Origin of the sequence: Martelella sp. AD-3 (genome assembly GCF_001578105.1) — a bacterium.
GTDB lineage: Bacteria > Pseudomonadota > Alphaproteobacteria > Rhizobiales > Rhizobiaceae > Martelella.
In genome coordinates this window covers 3,488,665-3,503,101 of sequence record NZ_CP014275.1, presented here as the reverse complement: position 1 = coordinate 3,503,101, position 14,437 = coordinate 3,488,665, and the positions used below count along the sequence as shown (strand labels likewise).

The following is a 14,437-nucleotide window of genomic DNA, read 5'->3' as shown; positions in this document are numbered from 1 at the left end:
GTCCTAGACCTAGTGGTCTGAGCGGTGATGTAAAGGGGGTGGACGCCCGAAGCGTCAGAAAGCTTCCATCTCGGCCTTCACCCTTGCAAGGAAATCGGCCCTGGTCCTGTCGGTGCAGTTGTTCATGTCGTAATGCGCCATGAAGGACACCGGGGCGCCGAGCTTGATCTGGGCGCGCAACACGCGCTTGACGATCTTTTTCGGCGGATTGCCGGCCAGAAACGCCCGCATCGGCGTTGCGCCATAGGTGAAGACAGCCGCAAGCTTCCTGATATGGCGCAGCGTCGGGGTCAGTTTCCCGTCCTCGAGCGCAAACGAAACACCCGGCAGCCAGACCCGGTCGAAATAGCCTTTCAGCATGGCCGGAAAGCCGAAATTCCACACTGGCGTGACGATGACGAGGGCTTCGGCCTTGCGCAACCGCTCGACATAGCCTTCAACCGGTGCGGTATTTTCCGGATAGTCGTGATAGCCGATCCGCTCCTCGCGGGTCAGGACCGGCTGGAAACCCTCGGCGTAAAGATCGCAATCATCAACCTCGTGGCCGGCCTTCTTCAGGCTTTCCACCACCTGGGCATGAAGCGCCGCTCCGAAGCTCGTTTCCACCGGATGGCTGAAGAGAACGAGAACGCGCATCCTATTCGGCTCCCGTCTCGGAAAGGCCCTTGAACAGGAAGTTCTTGCCGGCCTTGAAATCGAAATCCGGATTTTCCCAGGCGATCATCTTGCCGGGGTTCAGAAGGCCCTTGGGGTCGGTTTCCTTCTTGAAGGCCAGCTGCAATTCGTCGGTCTGCTTCATGCCGCCCTCTTCCAGCGTATAGCGGTGCGGGTTGAAGATCGGACAACCATGATCCTCGTGGATACGGATGATCTCTTCCAGCCGCTCGGCCGTGGTGTAGCGCACCAGTGGCAGGCCGGAACACTGAATCGCGCCGTCGAAACGCAGGAATTCCAGATGGCCGATCACCTCGTCGCCGAAAAGCGCGGTCATCTCCTGGACCTTGGCCACATGATCGGGTCCGGGATACTGGACTTGCAGATAAGTGAAGGCATCCGGCTCCATCTTCAGCGCTCTGAGCGTCGTGTGGTTCCAGCCGAGTTCATAGGCGCGCGGCAGGCCGCGCAGGCTTTCGGCCTCATCGGAGCGGAAGCGGATCTCGCCCTTGTAGAGGTTCACCAGCGCCTCGAAGGGTTCCAGCGAATGCGGCGCCACCATGACCACGGAGACAGACTCACCTTCCCTCAGATAGGGCTTGTGGCGGTTGAAATAGGAATAGGGCACGGGAGCCGCGATCGGGGCGATTTCCTTGACCAGGATGCCGGAGGATTTCGCCAGACGGTCGGAAAAGCGCACGGCATCCATGAAGGTCTCGTGGCCGACCATCACATCCACCCAGTCATAGGCGGGCGCCAGCGGCATCTCGACCTCGGTGATGATGCCGTTGGTGCCGTAGGCGTGGCTGACCTTCAGGAGGTCGCGCGCCGTCAGTTCCATCACCCGCGGTTCTGCCTCCAGCGTCACGATCCGCAAACGCAGAACATTGCCAAGGTCGCGAAGGCCGCCCCAGTGGACCGAGCCGACGCCGCCGGAGCCGCCGGCGATGAAGCCGCCGAGCGTGGCCTGGCCGGTGGTCGAGGGATGGAAGCGCAGTTCCTGCCCGGATTTTTCCTTCAGCTCCCTGTCAAGCTGGGCGCAGATGATGCCGGCCTCAGCGATGACGCGGCCGGGCTTTATGTCCTTGATGGCGTTCATCTTGGTCATGTCGAGCACGATGCCGCCGGAAAGCGGCATGCACTGCCCGTAATTGCCTGTGCCGCCGCCGCGCGCCGTGACGGGAACGTCATTCTTGAACGCGACCTTGAGGATCCGGATCAGCTCTTCCTCGTTCTTCGGCGAGACGACCAGATCGCCGGTCACATTCTCAAGCTGTTCCTTCAGGATTGGAGAGTACCAGTAGAAATCCCGGCTCTTGCGCAGAACCATATTGGGATTGTCCTCGATGGCGATGCCTTCGAGTTCGGCCTTGATCTGTTGATAGTCCGGCATGTTCACTTATCCATCAGCGGGTCAAGTTCGCGATAATCCGGCAGGCTGCGGTCGATGCCCATGCCATTCCGCATCACGATGCGGTCAGCCTGCGGACGGGAGAGGAATTCGCTCCAGCGCCGGGCGCTGAAGAGGACGAGGTCGGCGGGTCCGCCTTCGGCAATCACCCCACGCTCGCCCCGGCCGAGGATTTCGGCGGGTGTGCGGGTGATGATGCGGGCGGTCTCGTCCAGCGGGTGATCCAGCTGGAGAATGCGCACGGCCTCGCGAATGACCTCGACCGGATCGAGGTCGCCATAGGCATAAAACGGGTCGCGGGTATTGTCGGAAGAAACAGCCGTCTTCACCCCGGCTGCCGTCAGTTCCTTGAACAGCGTTACGCCTCGCCAGCGCGGCGTGCGGCCTTCGTGGCGGTCCTGCAGGTACATGTTGCACATCGGCAGCGAGACGACGGATAGTCCGGCTTGGGCAACGACATCGATCGTGCGCTTTGCCGTGTCTTCGTCCTGACGGGCCAGCGAACAGCAATGGCCGACGGTGACCGAACCCTCAAAGCCGTTTCTGAGCTTGGCCTCGGCAATCCGGCCTAGGGTCAGGACTTCACGCTCTTCGGTCTCATCCACATGCAGGTCGATATCGAGACCGTTGTCGGCTGCCGCGCGGAACATGCGGTCCAGCCGCGCGTCAAGGTCCGGCAGCATTTGCGTGACGCCGCCGATCAACCCGTTGTGGCGTTTCAGAAGCCTCGTCAGATCATCGAAGAAGGGCTCGAAGATCATGTCGATGGAAAAGAGCGCGACGGCCTGAAGCTCGATCCGGCCCGCCCATTTTTCCCGGGTGTCCGAAAACACCTCGAAGGAGATTTCGTGCTGTGGCGGCAGGCTGTCGAGATGGGTGCGCAGAAGGCTTGTGCCATGGGCGTAGGCCGATTTCAGCGAGAATTCCATGCGGGCGGCGACGTCATCGGCCGACCAGTTGGCCTGCCGGTCGGCCATCACGTTTTCCAGGGCTCCCATGAAGGTGCCGTCGGGATTGCGGCGGCGCTCCCATATATGGCCCTTGTCGATATGGGTGTGCATGTCGGTAAAGGTGGGCCAGACCATGCCGCCGCGCATGTCGGCGGCGGGAAGCGCGGCGGGCGCCGTGCCGGCGGGCAGAATGGCGTCGACCTTGCCGTCCGCGATCACGATATCGGCCGAGACGAGACCTTCCTTCGCCTCGAAGCTGCTCGCATCGGCAAGGCAGACGGCAGGAACGGTGGCTCTCAGAAGCGCATAGGAGGGCGCTTCCGGCAATGTCATGAATCCCGGCATCAGTTTTCCCTCTTGAGGCTGCTTTCGTGCCAGCGGTGCAGGAACAGCCAGGCAATGAAGGAGGTGAGCGCGAAGATTGCCACGCCGAGGCAGGCGAGCATGAAGAGCGCTGCGAAGAGGCGCGGAATGTTGAGCCGGTACTGCGATTCCAGAAGACGGAAGGCAAGGCCGGAGCCGGCGCCAGCCGAGCCCGCGGCGAACTCGGCGACCACGGCGGCAATCAGCGCCAGACCGCCGCCGATCCGGAGCCCCGTCATGAAATAGGGGAGCGATGCGGGCAGTTTCAGGTGGATGAGCGTCTGCCAGCGCGAGGCGCCGTAGAGCTCGAACAGGTTCAGGAGGTTATGGTCGACGCTCTTCAGGCCCTGCGCCATGTTGGAGAGGATCGGGAAGAAGGCGACGAGGAAGGCGCAGATCAGGAGCGCCACCTGCGTCGTTGGCGTGTATATCAGGATCAGCGGCGCGATGGCGACGATCGGGGTCACCTGAAGGATGACGGTGATCGGGTAAAGCGCGGTCTCGATCCAGCGCGATTGGACCATTATGACGGCAAGGCCGACGCCGCCGACAAGGGCAAGGCCGAGCGAGATGAAGGTGATCTTGGTCGTCACCCACAGCGCCGGCGCGAGCGTGCCCCAGTCCTCGAAGAAAGCCTCGACCACCAGCGCGGGGCCGGGAAGGATGTAATGCGGGGTCTGGTAGATGACCACGATCGCCTGCCAGACCAGCACGAGGAAGGCGAGCACGGCGATCGGGATCGTGATTTTCAGGACCGTTTCGCCGTGACGCGCCCAGAAACCGGGCTTCGCGTAGGCCGCATCGTCCTGCTGCATGGCGCTTACCTTGTCGCTCATCAGTGTTCTCCTCCTGCGGCGTGGATCGCGCCCTGCAGCGCGTGGGACACTTTCGCGCAGGCCTGGTGATATTCCTCCGACGAACGGTAGTCCTCGTCACGCACCTGGCTCGTGTCGAGCGGAAAGTCGTCGAAGACCTGGCCGGGACGGGCGCGCATCACGACGATGCGGTTGGACAGATAGGCGGATTCGAAAACGGAATGGGTGACGAAGATGACGGTGATGCCGGTCTCGTGCCAGAGCCTGAGCACATCGTCGTTGAGCCGCTGGCGGGTGATCTCGTCAAGCGCTGCGAAGGGCTCGTCCATCAGGAGAAGTTTCGGTTTTGTGACCAGTGCGCGGGCGATCGAGACGCGCATCTTCATGCCGCCGGAAAGCTCGCGCGGATAGGCATCGGCGAAATCCTCAAGGCCGACGGTTTCCAAAACGTCCATGATCTGATCGCGCGTGCCGGCTTTCGACTGGCCGCGCAGCTTCAGCGGCAGGTAGACATTGCCGAACACCGTTGCCCAGGGCATCAGCGTCGGCTCCTGGAAGACGAAGCTGATATCGCCTTCCGGGCGCCCCTTGGCGGAAATGCGCGAGCTTGGCCAGTCTATCGTGCCGCGGGTGATGTCGCCGAGCGCGGCGATGATCCTGAGCGCGGTCGACTTGCCGCAGCCGGAAGGCCCGAGCAGGCTGACAAACTCGCCCTGGCGCACTGTCAGGGACATGTCGTTGAGCGCGATGGTGCCGTTGGAGAAGATCTTGGTGACATGCTCCATCTTCACCAATGGCTTTTGTAGCGATGCCGGAATTTCGGCATAGGCGTTCGGCATGCGGCTATCCTGCATTCAGTTCAAGGTGCCGTTTCGCGCCTGAATGACGCGAAACGGAGCGTTTCGGGCTGCCTATTTCATCAGGTCCATGCCAACGCCCTTGCAGACGAACGCGGTCGTGTAAGCCTTCGTGTAGTCGAGATCAGCTTCGAAAAGGCCGATATCGACCATGTCGTCGAAGAAGGTCTTGTAGTGGGCGTCGGTGATGCAGCCGATGCCGCCTTCATCCGCGTCGCCGGAAACGACGATGCCGTATTCCTTCATCTTTTCGATGGAATAGGCGATCTGCTCGTCCGTCATTTCCGGATTGTCGGCCTTGATCAGTTCGTTGGCAGCGGTGTTGTCGCCGTAGAGATAGTTGTACCAGCCTTCGATCGAGGCATCGACGAAACGCTGGACGAGGTCCGGGTTTTCCTCGACCAGCTTCTTCTGCGCGGTGATCATCGTCGAATAGGGCGAATAGCCGCTGTCGGCGAGCAGGAAGACCTTCGGCGACCAACCGGCTTCCTTCTCGACCGAATAGGGCTCGGAGGTGAGGTAACCCTGCTGGGCCGACTGCGGATCGGCGATAAAGGGCGCCGGGTTGAAGGTATAGGGCTTGTACTGGGCATCGTCGAAGCCGTCGAAATTGGCCTTCATCCACTGGAAGTAGGACAGGAAACCGTCCTTGCCCATGAAGATGGTCGGCAGCTTGGCGAGATCGGCGAATTCCTCGATGCCCTGGTCGGGATGGGCCATCAGGATCTGCGGGTCCTTCTGGAAGATGGCGGCGACATCGATGAGCGGAATGTCCTCGACGACGGCGTCAAGCTCGCCCTGGGGCGAGCCCATGTAGAAATCGACCTTGCCGGCGATCAGGAGCGCGCGGTTGGCTGCCTGCGGGCCGCCCTGCACGATGGTGACGTCCAGGCCGTATTTCTCGTATGTGCCGTCGGCGACGGCCTGGTAGAAACCGCCATGCTCGGCCTGCGCCAGCCAGTTGGTGCCATAGGAGACCTCGTCCAGCGCAAAGGCGGGCGTGGCGGCCGCTGCCATGAAGGCAGCGCCGGCGAGCGCGGCGGTCTTTGAGGTAGTCGACATAAGCTATTCCCCTTCGCTTTTCGTCGTGAAGCTTTCAGATTGTTGCATTTGAGCGGCTTCACCGCTGTTTGAGAAGCATCAATTTTCGTCCCCATTGATGCTTTTTTTGCACAACCGGCTTGATTGTTATAATTGTAGTCGAACTGCGCAAAATTTGGTCAGCGCAAGGGTCCGGCAGCTGTGAGTCTACGCCCATGCTTCATTCCAGGAAACTGCAATATATCGACGAGATCGCCCGTTGCGGGTCGATCCGCAAGGCCGCCCAGCGGCTGAATGTCGCCTCATCCGCCGTGAACCGGCAAATCCTTGCCCTGGAAGAGGAATTCGGCGCGCCGCTGTTCGAGCGGCTGCCCCGTGGTCTGCGGCTGACGGCGGCCGGCGAGATGTGCGTGGAGCATATCCGCGAGGTGCTGAAGGGCTATGAGAAGCTGGAATCGCGTATCCGCGCGCTGAAAATGCCACAGGCGGGCAAGGTGACGCTGGTCGCGACCGTCGGACTTGCCGCCGGTCCGCTGCCGGATATCATCGCCCGTTTCGTTGATGAAAATCCAAGGATCCGCATCCATCTCAGATCCGATGGCGGCACCACGACGATCGCCAATGTGCTGACCGGCGAGGTCGATCTCGGCCTCGGCTTCAACATTCCGCCGACGCCGGGCATCCGCACGCTCGCCTCCTTCGATGTGCCGATCGGGGCCGTGATGCCGCCCGATCATCGCCTCGCGCGGGAAGAGCGCGTCAATGTCTCCGACGTCGTGCAGGAGCCGCTGGTGCTCGCCCAGCCCGGCACAAGCCTGCGCCATGTCATCAATCTGGCGCTGTCGCCCTTGTCCCTGCCGATCGAGCCGGTGGTGGAGACCAATGCGTCGGAAATGCTGAAAGGCCTGGTCAAGCGGGGCACGGGGCTGACCTTCCTCAATCCGCTCGATGTCTATGTCGAATGCCAGAAAGGCGAACTGGCCTTCCGCCCGCTCGCCGATCCGCATGTGCGCCACCAGCCGATGAAACTCTTTTCACGCGCCCGCGCGCCGCTTGATGCGGCAAGCAGCCTGTTCGTCGATTACCTGCTGAAGGAGCTTTCCGCCATTATCGACACGCTGCAGCAACGCCATCACCTGCCGCCGTCGCCAGGTTGATCACGCCGGCGTATAAAGCTTGTCGAGCGGGTAGGCGACGACATCCTCGATCAGTTCGATGAAGCCCGCAATCTGGTGTTGCGCGATGGCCGCGCCCTTTTCCGCCGTCGCGATCGCGGCATTGCCGAGCGCCCCCTTGGGGTTGAGATCATGGGCGATCCAGGCCAGCGCATTGGGCGGCGTCGGCTGCAGGCGGCGGGTGTTTTCCTTCTGCCATTTGGCCAGCGACACGAAGTTTTCGGCATGTTCCATCCTGACCAGTTCCGGACGGAAGTGGAGCATCAGCGAGGTCTCGACCTCGCCGCCGTGAATGCCGTAGGTGCGTTCTTCCTCGCTGATCATGCCGTCGGGCGAGCCGAAACGCGCCCATTGGGTGGCAACGGCGACCATGTTGAAGCGCACGCGCATTTCCCGCGAGACGATGCTCATGATGTCGAGATTGCCGCCATGGCTGTTGACCATGATGATCTTGCGCAGGCCGGCCGCGGCGACCTTTTCGCCGATCGTCGTCCATGCGGGGATCAGGAGGTCCGCGCCGAAGGAGAGTGTTCCGGGGCCGTGGATATGCTCATTGGCCTTGCCGATTTCCTGGACGGGCAGGACCAGCACGTCGAGCTCTTCGGGCAGGTTTTCCTTGAGCGTGTCGAGCATGCCCTGGGCGATGGCGACATCGGTCGCGACCGGAAGATGCGGTCCGTGCTGTTCGGTGGAGGCGAGCGGCAGGATAGCGACGGTGGTCGCCGGGTCCAGAGCGCTGAATTCCGGGCTCGTCAGTTCATTCCAGTAGAAGCGCTTGGCCATGTCGATCAACCTGTCTTGATGTTCCCCGCCGCACCCTTCGGGCGGCTTCAACACAGGTGTAGGAAAAACATCATACAGGCAAAAGCATCGATTTGTGTTCCGTCCGCTGCCTTTTTGTGTGCGCTCTCAAGGGGTCTTCGGTTTGCCCCATTCCGCAAGCGCGATGCCGCCGATGGCAAGCGCGAAGGCAACGGCATGGAAGCCCTCCGGACTTTCGCCGAGGACGACGACCGCAAGGATGGTACCGAAGACCGGGATCAGGTTGATGAAGAGCCCTGCCCGGTTCGGGCCGATCAGCTCCACGCCGCGGATGAAAAGCACCTGCGAGACGAGGGAAGGGAAAAGGCCGATGAAGATGATGACGCCGAAACCGGTCAGGTCATGCGGCAGCATGGCAAGGCCGAGCGCCGCCTCCGCGGCCACCATCGGCAGGGAGGCGAGGAAGGCGCCGAAGAAACAGGCCATGGCCATAGCCCGCCAGTCAAGCGCGGGCTTGTAGCGCAGGCTGACGGTATAGAGCGAATAGCACAGCACCGCCATCAGCACGAGAAAATCGCCGAAATTGATCTCAAGCGCGAGCAGGCGCGAAAGCTCGCCGTGGGAAACCGTAACGGCGACGCCGGCAAGGGTCAGCGCGAAGCCCGCAAGCTGGGCCGTCGAGGCGCGCACGCGGAAGAACAGGAAGTTCAAGACGAAGATCAGCAGCGGTATGGCCGCCTGGTCGATCGCGCTGTTAATGGCGGAGGTGAAGCGAAGGCCGGAATAGAGGAAGGCGTTGAAGGCGGCGAAGCCAACCGCGCCGTAGGCGAAGAGAAGCGGCCAGTTCTTGCGGATCACCGGCCAGTCCCGCTTGAATTGCGGCATGGAAAAGGCCGAAATCACCAGCGCCGCAATGCCCCAGCGAAACGAATTCATCACCATCGGCGACACATGACCGACGGCGAGCTTGCCGACGGTCAGGTTTCCGCCCCAAAAAAGCGTGGTTATGGTCAAAAGAATGTAGGCTCGCCATTGCATGGCCACAGTCCCTGTTATTGGCTCATCCCTGGTTCATGTTTCGCGAAGGAAAATGGGATGGTGTTTTTTGAGGCGTTCCCGCCTTAAAGCGTCGTCGCCGTTGCTGTCACGTGAAAATTTTGCGGGCTTGCGGGCCGGGGGGATCGCAATATAGGTCGTGGATGGTTATAGATGCTGCGGTTCAGCCGCAGGCAAGGCATGGTTTCTAGGTAGGTAAAATGACAAATGTTGTAGTGGTCGGCTCGCAATGGGGCGATGAAGGCAAGGGCAAGATCGTCGACTGGCTGTCCGAGCGCGCGGATATCGTGGTGCGCTATCAGGGCGGCCACAATGCCGGCCACACCCTGGTGATCGACGGCGTCAGCTACAAGCTGTCGCTTCTGCCCTCGGGCGTCGTGCGCGAAGGCAAGCTTGCCGTCATCGGCAATGGCGTGGTCGTCGACCCGCACGCGCTGATCGCCGAAATCGGACGGCTGGAGGCGCAGGGCGTTTCGATTTCACCCGACAATCTGCGGATCGCCGACAACGCGACGCTGATCCTGTCGCTGCATCGCGAGCTTGATGGCATGCGCGAGGACGCCGCTTCCAATTCCGGCACCAAGATCGGCACCACGCGCCGCGGCATCGGCCCGGCCTATGAGGACAAGGTCGGCCGCCGGGCGATCCGCCTGATGGATCTCGCAAACCTTGAAACCCTGCCGGCCAAGGTCGACCGTCTTCTCACCCATCACAACGCGCTGAGACGCGGTTTCGGCGTGGCCGAAATCGAGCATGCGGCAATCATGGAAGAACTGACCTCGGTCGCCGACAAGGTTCTTCCCTACCGCGAAACCGTCTGGCTGCTGCTCGACAAGAAGCGCCGCGCAGGTGCGCGCATCCTGTTCGAAGGCGCGCAGGGCACGCTGCTCGACATCGACCACGGCACCTATCCTTTCGTAACCTCGTCGAATACGGTTGCCGGCCAGGCCGCAGCCGGTTCCGGCATGGGCCCGGGCGCGCTCGAATATGTGCTCGGCATCACCAAGGCCTATACGACCCGCGTCGGCGAGGGGCCGTTCCCGACCGAGCTTCATGACGAGGTCGGCCAGTTTCTTGGCGAGCGGGGCCACGAATTCGGCACGGTCACCGGCCGTCAGCGCCGCTGCGGCTGGTTCGACGCCGTCCTGGTGCGTCAGGCCGTCGCCACCAATGGCATCACCGGCATCGCACTGACCAAGCTCGATGTTCTCGACGGTCTCGACGAACTGAAGATCTGCGTCGCCTATGAGCTTGACGGCGAGCGGGTCGAGGCGCTGCCGGCCAGCCAGGGCGCGCAGGCACGCGTCAAACCGGTCTACATCACGCTTGAGGGCTGGAAGGAATCAACCGTCGGCGCGCGCAAATGGGCCGACCTTCCCGCGCAGGCCGTAAAATACGTACGGCAGGTTGAAGAGCTGATTGGCGCACCAATCGCGCTTCTATCCACAAGTCCTGAGCGCGAAGACACCATTCTTGTGACCGATCCGTTTGAGGATTAAGCAAAAATCATAGTATTGTCGCGGGAATAACCCGCACAATAGGGGTAATCAATGGCGGATTTCACAGCAGTCATTCGACGTGCCGTCGAGGGCCTTCCGGAACAGTCTCCGGAGTTGCGCGCGCGTGTCTACGAGAAGGCGCGTTCCGCCGTTGTCCGGCAGATGGAGAACATGTCTCCGCCGCCGCCGGAAGCCCTGATCAAAAGGCAGATCGACAAGATCGATGCCGCGATCGCCGAGGTCGAGAACGAGTTCGCCGAAGCCCTGCCGCCGGGTGATGATGCGACCGGCGATGAACCTGTTGCCGAGGAACGTCATGGGGCGCCGCCGGAGGATATACCGGCGGACGAGCTTGCGTCCGAACCCGAGGAGCAGCCCGCTTACGCGCCCGAAGAGGGGTATCGCGAGGAAGAGGCCTTTGAGCCCGCCGATGAGCGTGAGGTCTTCGACGCAGCCTACCGCGAAGACGAGCAGTATCGGGACCGGCGCCATGATGCGGAAGAGGCGCGGCAGGCTGCGGACGAGGATGATCATGCGGATGTGTCTGTTCGGGCCGACGCGCCTGCCGAACATGTTCTTGACGACGCTGCAGACGGAGCGCGCGCGGACGATGTCGATGACGCGCCGCCCCCCGGCCCGCAAGGCCTGCTGCACGGTGCGACCTTCGAACGCGTTCATACGCCCGACCGGGTCGACTATGAGGACGAGGAAGAGGACGAAGAGGCCTATAGCTATGATGTGACCGACGAGCCGGTGGAGACCGATGCCGGAACCGTCATCGTCGAGCCCGACGAGGGGCCCGAGGCGTGGGAGGATGACCCGCGGCGCGCGCCGGTCGATGACTGGGAATTCGAGGCGACGACGGCGAAGGCCGGTGCGTTCGAGCCCGCTCCGCCGCCGCCGCGCCGGTCGGTGCCGGAAAAGGACTGGGCGCATGTCGACAGCCTGCTCGGGCTTGAACCGGAGGAGCCGGGTACCGGCTTCGATGATTTCGATGAAATGGCCGGCGGTCCGGCCGAACACCGCGGAGACGACGAGGCCGAAACGGGCGGAAGGCGCAAGATCGTGCTGATAGCAGGAGCGGTTATCGTCGCGCTGATCCTGGTCGTCGGCGGTTACCTCGTCTGGGACAACCGCGCGCGCATCGTCGCCGCGATTTCGCCGGCCGACCAGCAGCAGACCGCCGAGACCGCGCCCGCCGAAACGCCGGATGCGCCATCGCCGGAGCCGGAAGAGACGGAAACGGCTGAAAACCTCAAGCCTTTCACCCAACGGCTTCTGCCCGACGGCACCGAGGTCGACGAGGGCCTGCCGGCAGAAAGCGCTGCCTCCGGTCCCGCCCGTTCGGTCGCCAACCAGACATCGTCCTCGACGCCTGCCGAGACGGCATCGGCGACGCAGACCGTCGAGCCCGCGCCGCCGGTGGGGGCCGCCCAGAAAATGTATCTCTACGAGGAGCAGCTCGGCCAGTCGGTGCCCTCGGCCTACCAGGGCACCGTCGAGTGGGAACTCAAGCAGGAAAACACCGGCACGGCCGTTTCCGAACCGGTGGTCGAGGGCATCATGAGCGTGCCCGAAGCCGGGCTCACCGGCGTATTGACCTTCCGCCGCAATGACGATCCCTCGCTGCCCGCAAGCCACCTTATCGATATCGCCTTCACGCTTGACGAGAATTTCGAGGGCGGCGGGATCGACAATGTACAGCGCATCTCGATGAAGGGCACGGAAGCCGCGCGCGGCGATCCGCTGATCGCGGTTTCCGCCAAGATTACCGATGATCTCTATATGCTGGCGCTCAACGATTTCGATCAGGCGCGGTCGCAGAACCTCGCGCTTCTGGGCGACCGCAACTGGATCGACATTCCGGTCACCTACCGCAATGGCCGCCGGGCGCTGCTGACGCTTGAAAAGGGCACGACCGGCATGGCGATCTTCGATCGCGCCATCCAGGAATGGCAGGCGCTCGGGGATATCAACGGCGGCAACTGACGCGATTTCCCTGTAGCTTGAAGGCCGATCGCGTCCCCAGAAAAGGGAGCCGGACAGATGGACATCACGCTTGCTCAGGCCCTCGCCGAAAGGCGCTCGGTTCGCACGTTCGCAGAACGCGCGATACCTTTGCCGTCGCTCGAAAAAATCCTGTGGGCGGCCCAGGGCAAATCCGGTGAAGACGGCAAGAGAACAACTCCCTCCGCGCATGCGCTCTACCCGCTGCGCCTGTTTGTTCTGGCAGCCAGGGTTGCCGGTCTCGAGCGCGGCCTTTACGCCCTTGCTCCGGAGGGGGCAGGCCTGAAAACGGTCGATGGCGCCGACCTGCGTCCGGCTCTTTGCGATGCGGCGATCGGCAACCCTGAATGGATCGCGGAGGCGCCGTGCATTATCGCCATCTGCGCCGACATGGTGAGCCCGGCGAGGGCGTTTGCCGACCAGCCGCCCTGTGGCGCGCGTGGCGCGCGGTATGTCTATCTGGAGGCGGGCGCGGCGGCGCAGAATATCCAGCTTCAGGCGGTGGGAGAAGGTCTGGGAAGCGTTCTCGTCGGGGGCTTTGATGATGAGGCCACGGCAGGCGTTCTCTCGCTGCCGGCGCCGCTTCAGCCTCTCGCGCTGCTCTGTCTCGGGTTTTCTGCCCCCGAAGGCTCTTGAAACGGTCCAGGTCCGTCATCGTCGCCTCGGCACGCAGAACGCCCCGCGCTTCGCGACGCAGGGCGTTTTAATGTTCAGGCGTTTTTGCGCGGCCCGGCGCCCGCGCCCAACGGCAAAGTGCCATTATTCCGAAGCGTCATTACCATCACGCACGGCCCGCACCGCGCGGGCGCTGGCGGCAACCTGTTTCTGCACGGCGTCCTGCACCTTTTCGAAGGCGCGGACCTCGATCTGGCGCACGCGCTCGCGCGAGATGTTGAACTCGCCGGAAAGCGATTCCAGCGTTTCCGGGTCTTCGGAAAGCCGGCGCGCGACGAAAATCCGCTTTTCACGGTCGTTCAGCACGTTCATTGCCGAAGCGAGCATGTCGCGACGGTTCTCCAGCTCATCCTGGTTCATCAGGATGTCTTCCTGGCTGTCATTTTCGTCGACAAGCCAGTCCTGCCACTGTCCGCTCTCGCCTTCCGTCGCGCGGATCGGCGCGTTGAGCGAGGCATCGCCGGAAAGCCGGCGGTTCATCGACACGACCTCTTCCTCGCTGACATTCAGCTTGGTGGCGATTTCGCTCACCTGGTCGGGATTGAGATCGCCGTCCTCGATCGCCTGGATCTTGCCCTTCAGCCGGCGCAGGTTGAAGAACAGGCGTTTCTGGTTGGCGGTCGTGCCCATTTTGACGAGCGACCACGAACGCAGGATATATTCCTGGATCGAGGCCTTGATCCACCACATGGCATAGGTGGCAAGCCGGAATCCGCGCTCCGGATCGAATTTCTTCACCGCCTGCATCAGCCCGACATTGCCTTCCGAGACAACTTCGCCGATCGGCAGGCCATAGCCGCGATAGCCCATGGCGATCTTGGCGACGAGTCGAAGATGGCTCGTCACCAGCTTGTGGGCGGCATTGCGGTCGTCATGCTCCTGATAGCGCTTGGCGAGCATGTATTCTTCCTGCGGCTCCAGCATCGGAAACTTGCGGATTTCCTCAAGATACCGGTTGAGACCGTTTTCTCCGGCGCGAATGCTGGGTAATGTATTGGCCACTGCTCTACCCCCTTAGGTAACTGACCCTTCCCTGGAGAGACATGCTGTTCCGGCGGGACTCTCACCCCGCAAACCGGACAATGATGTCATGAAGGGAAACCGGGATTTAATTATGGCAATCCCGTGTTTCAAGGTATTCGGATGGTAAACACTCCATTCACTGGAATGTT

13 protein-coding genes are annotated in these 14,437 nt (G+C 62.3%); 4 read left to right on the top strand and 9 right to left on the bottom strand.

Translation table 11 applies throughout. From position 1 onward, the window contains the following. Positions 1–54 precede the first annotated feature (54 nt). The 6 genes from AZF01_RS16250 to AZF01_RS16225 all read right to left on the bottom strand — a co-directional run bounded on the left by AZF01_RS16250 (position 55) and on the right by AZF01_RS16225 (position 6,112). Positions 55–636, bottom strand: a complete 582-nt coding sequence (locus AZF01_RS16250) for an NAD(P)H-dependent oxidoreductase (protein ID WP_061449770.1) — start codon at positions 634–636, stop codon at positions 55–57. A gap of 1 nt (position 637) precedes the next feature. After that, positions 638–2,047 (bottom strand): FAD-binding oxidoreductase, encoded by a 1,410-nt coding sequence (locus AZF01_RS16245; RefSeq protein ID WP_061449769.1) that lies wholly within the window; start codon positions 2,045–2,047, stop codon positions 638–640. Positions 2,048–2,049: 2 nt separating this feature from the next. Continuing rightward, a complete protein-coding gene (locus AZF01_RS16240) occupies positions 2,050–3,360 on the bottom strand; it encodes a cytosine deaminase (RefSeq protein WP_061449768.1) in 1,311 nt (436 codons plus the stop codon). Next, positions 3,360–4,214 carry an ABC transporter permease gene (locus tag AZF01_RS16235; protein ID WP_156484745.1) on the bottom strand — a complete coding sequence of 285 codons (855 nt, stop codon included), beginning with the start codon at positions 4,212–4,214 and terminating at the stop codon, positions 3,360–3,362. Before AZF01_RS16235 ends, AZF01_RS16240 begins: the two co-directional genes overlap by 1 nt. Next, a complete protein-coding gene (locus tag AZF01_RS16230) occupies positions 4,214–5,032 on the bottom strand; it encodes an ABC transporter ATP-binding protein (protein ID WP_061449886.1) in 819 nt (272 codons plus the stop codon). The genes AZF01_RS16235 and AZF01_RS16230 overlap by 1 nt, the downstream gene beginning before the upstream one ends. Positions 5,033–5,104: 72 nt before the next feature. Further along, positions 5,105–6,112, bottom strand: coding sequence for an ABC transporter substrate-binding protein (locus AZF01_RS16225; RefSeq protein ID WP_061449767.1), 1,008 nt, complete (start codon positions 6,110–6,112; stop codon positions 5,105–5,107). Positions 6,113–6,306: 194 nt separating this feature from the next. Between AZF01_RS16225 and AZF01_RS16220 the strand changes: the two genes are divergently transcribed. Then, positions 6,307–7,248 (top strand): LysR family transcriptional regulator, encoded by a 942-nt coding sequence (locus tag AZF01_RS16220; protein WP_061449766.1) that lies wholly within the window; start codon positions 6,307–6,309, stop codon positions 7,246–7,248. Here AZF01_RS16220 and AZF01_RS16215 read toward each other — a convergent pair whose 3' ends face one another. Further along, positions 7,249–8,049, bottom strand: coding sequence for a creatininase family protein (locus AZF01_RS16215; RefSeq protein WP_061449885.1), 801 nt, complete (start codon positions 8,047–8,049; stop codon positions 7,249–7,251). A gap of 126 nt (positions 8,050–8,175) precedes the next feature. Then, complete coding sequence (locus AZF01_RS16210) at positions 8,176–9,066, bottom strand: DMT family transporter (protein ID WP_061449765.1); 891 nt, start codon at positions 9,064–9,066, stop codon at positions 8,176–8,178. Between the two features lie 218 nt (positions 9,067–9,284). On the opposite strand from AZF01_RS16210, the gene AZF01_RS16205 reads away from it, so the two are divergent. The 3 genes from AZF01_RS16205 to AZF01_RS16195 are packed head-to-tail and all read left to right on the top strand — an operon-like array spanning position 9,285 to position 13,226. Beyond that, positions 9,285–10,583: an adenylosuccinate synthase gene (locus AZF01_RS16205; RefSeq protein ID WP_061449764.1), complete on the top strand. Its 1,299-nt coding sequence runs from the start codon at positions 9,285–9,287 to the stop codon at positions 10,581–10,583. A 51-nt stretch (positions 10,584–10,634) separates the two neighbouring features. Continuing rightward, on the top strand, positions 10,635–12,572 hold the full coding sequence (locus AZF01_RS16200) for a hypothetical protein (protein WP_061449763.1): 1,938 nt from the start codon (positions 10,635–10,637) through the stop codon (positions 12,570–12,572). Between the two features lie 57 nt (positions 12,573–12,629). Beyond that, positions 12,630–13,226, top strand: coding sequence for a SagB/ThcOx family dehydrogenase (locus AZF01_RS16195; protein ID WP_061449762.1), 597 nt, complete (start codon positions 12,630–12,632; stop codon positions 13,224–13,226). 123 nt (positions 13,227–13,349) lie between these two features. On the opposite strand, the gene rpoH is transcribed toward AZF01_RS16195, so the two are convergent. Continuing rightward, the gene (gene rpoH / locus AZF01_RS16190; RefSeq protein WP_061449761.1) at positions 13,350–14,267 is read right to left on the bottom strand and encodes an RNA polymerase sigma factor RpoH; all 918 of its coding nucleotides are present in this window, start codon (positions 14,265–14,267) and stop codon (positions 13,350–13,352) included. Between the last annotated feature and the right edge of the window lie 170 nt (positions 14,268–14,437).

Excerpts from the sequence above, each read along its gene's own strand:
- AZF01_RS16235 (WP_156484745.1), bottom strand. The coding sequence starts at position 4,214 with ATGAGCGACAAGGTAAGCGCCATGCAGCAGGACGATGCGGCCTACGCG.
- AZF01_RS16210 (WP_061449765.1), bottom strand. The coding sequence starts at position 9,066 with ATGCAATGGCGAGCCTACATTCTTTTGACCATAACCACGCTTTTTTGG.
- AZF01_RS16205 (WP_061449764.1), top strand. The coding sequence starts at position 9,285 with ATGACAAATGTTGTAGTGGTCGGCTCGCAATGGGGCGATGAAGGCAAG.
- AZF01_RS16240 (WP_061449768.1), bottom strand. The coding sequence starts at position 3,360 with ATGCCGGGATTCATGACATTGCCGGAAGCGCCCTCCTATGCGCTTCTG.
- AZF01_RS16225 (WP_061449767.1), bottom strand. The coding sequence starts at position 6,112 with ATGTCGACTACCTCAAAGACCGCCGCGCTCGCCGGCGCTGCCTTCATG.
- AZF01_RS16245 (WP_061449769.1), bottom strand. The coding sequence starts at position 2,047 with ATGCCGGACTATCAACAGATCAAGGCCGAACTCGAAGGCATCGCCATC.
- AZF01_RS16200 (WP_061449763.1), top strand. The coding sequence starts at position 10,635 with ATGGCGGATTTCACAGCAGTCATTCGACGTGCCGTCGAGGGCCTTCCG.
- AZF01_RS16250 (WP_061449770.1), bottom strand. The coding sequence starts at position 636 with ATGCGCGTTCTCGTTCTCTTCAGCCATCCGGTGGAAACGAGCTTCGGA.
- AZF01_RS16215 (WP_061449885.1), bottom strand. The coding sequence starts at position 8,049 with ATGGCCAAGCGCTTCTACTGGAATGAACTGACGAGCCCGGAATTCAGC.
- AZF01_RS16220 (WP_061449766.1), top strand. The coding sequence starts at position 6,307 with ATGCTTCATTCCAGGAAACTGCAATATATCGACGAGATCGCCCGTTGC.
- AZF01_RS16195 (WP_061449762.1), top strand. The coding sequence starts at position 12,630 with ATGGACATCACGCTTGCTCAGGCCCTCGCCGAAAGGCGCTCGGTTCGC.
- AZF01_RS16230 (WP_061449886.1), bottom strand. The coding sequence starts at position 5,032 with ATGCCGAACGCCTATGCCGAAATTCCGGCATCGCTACAAAAGCCATTG.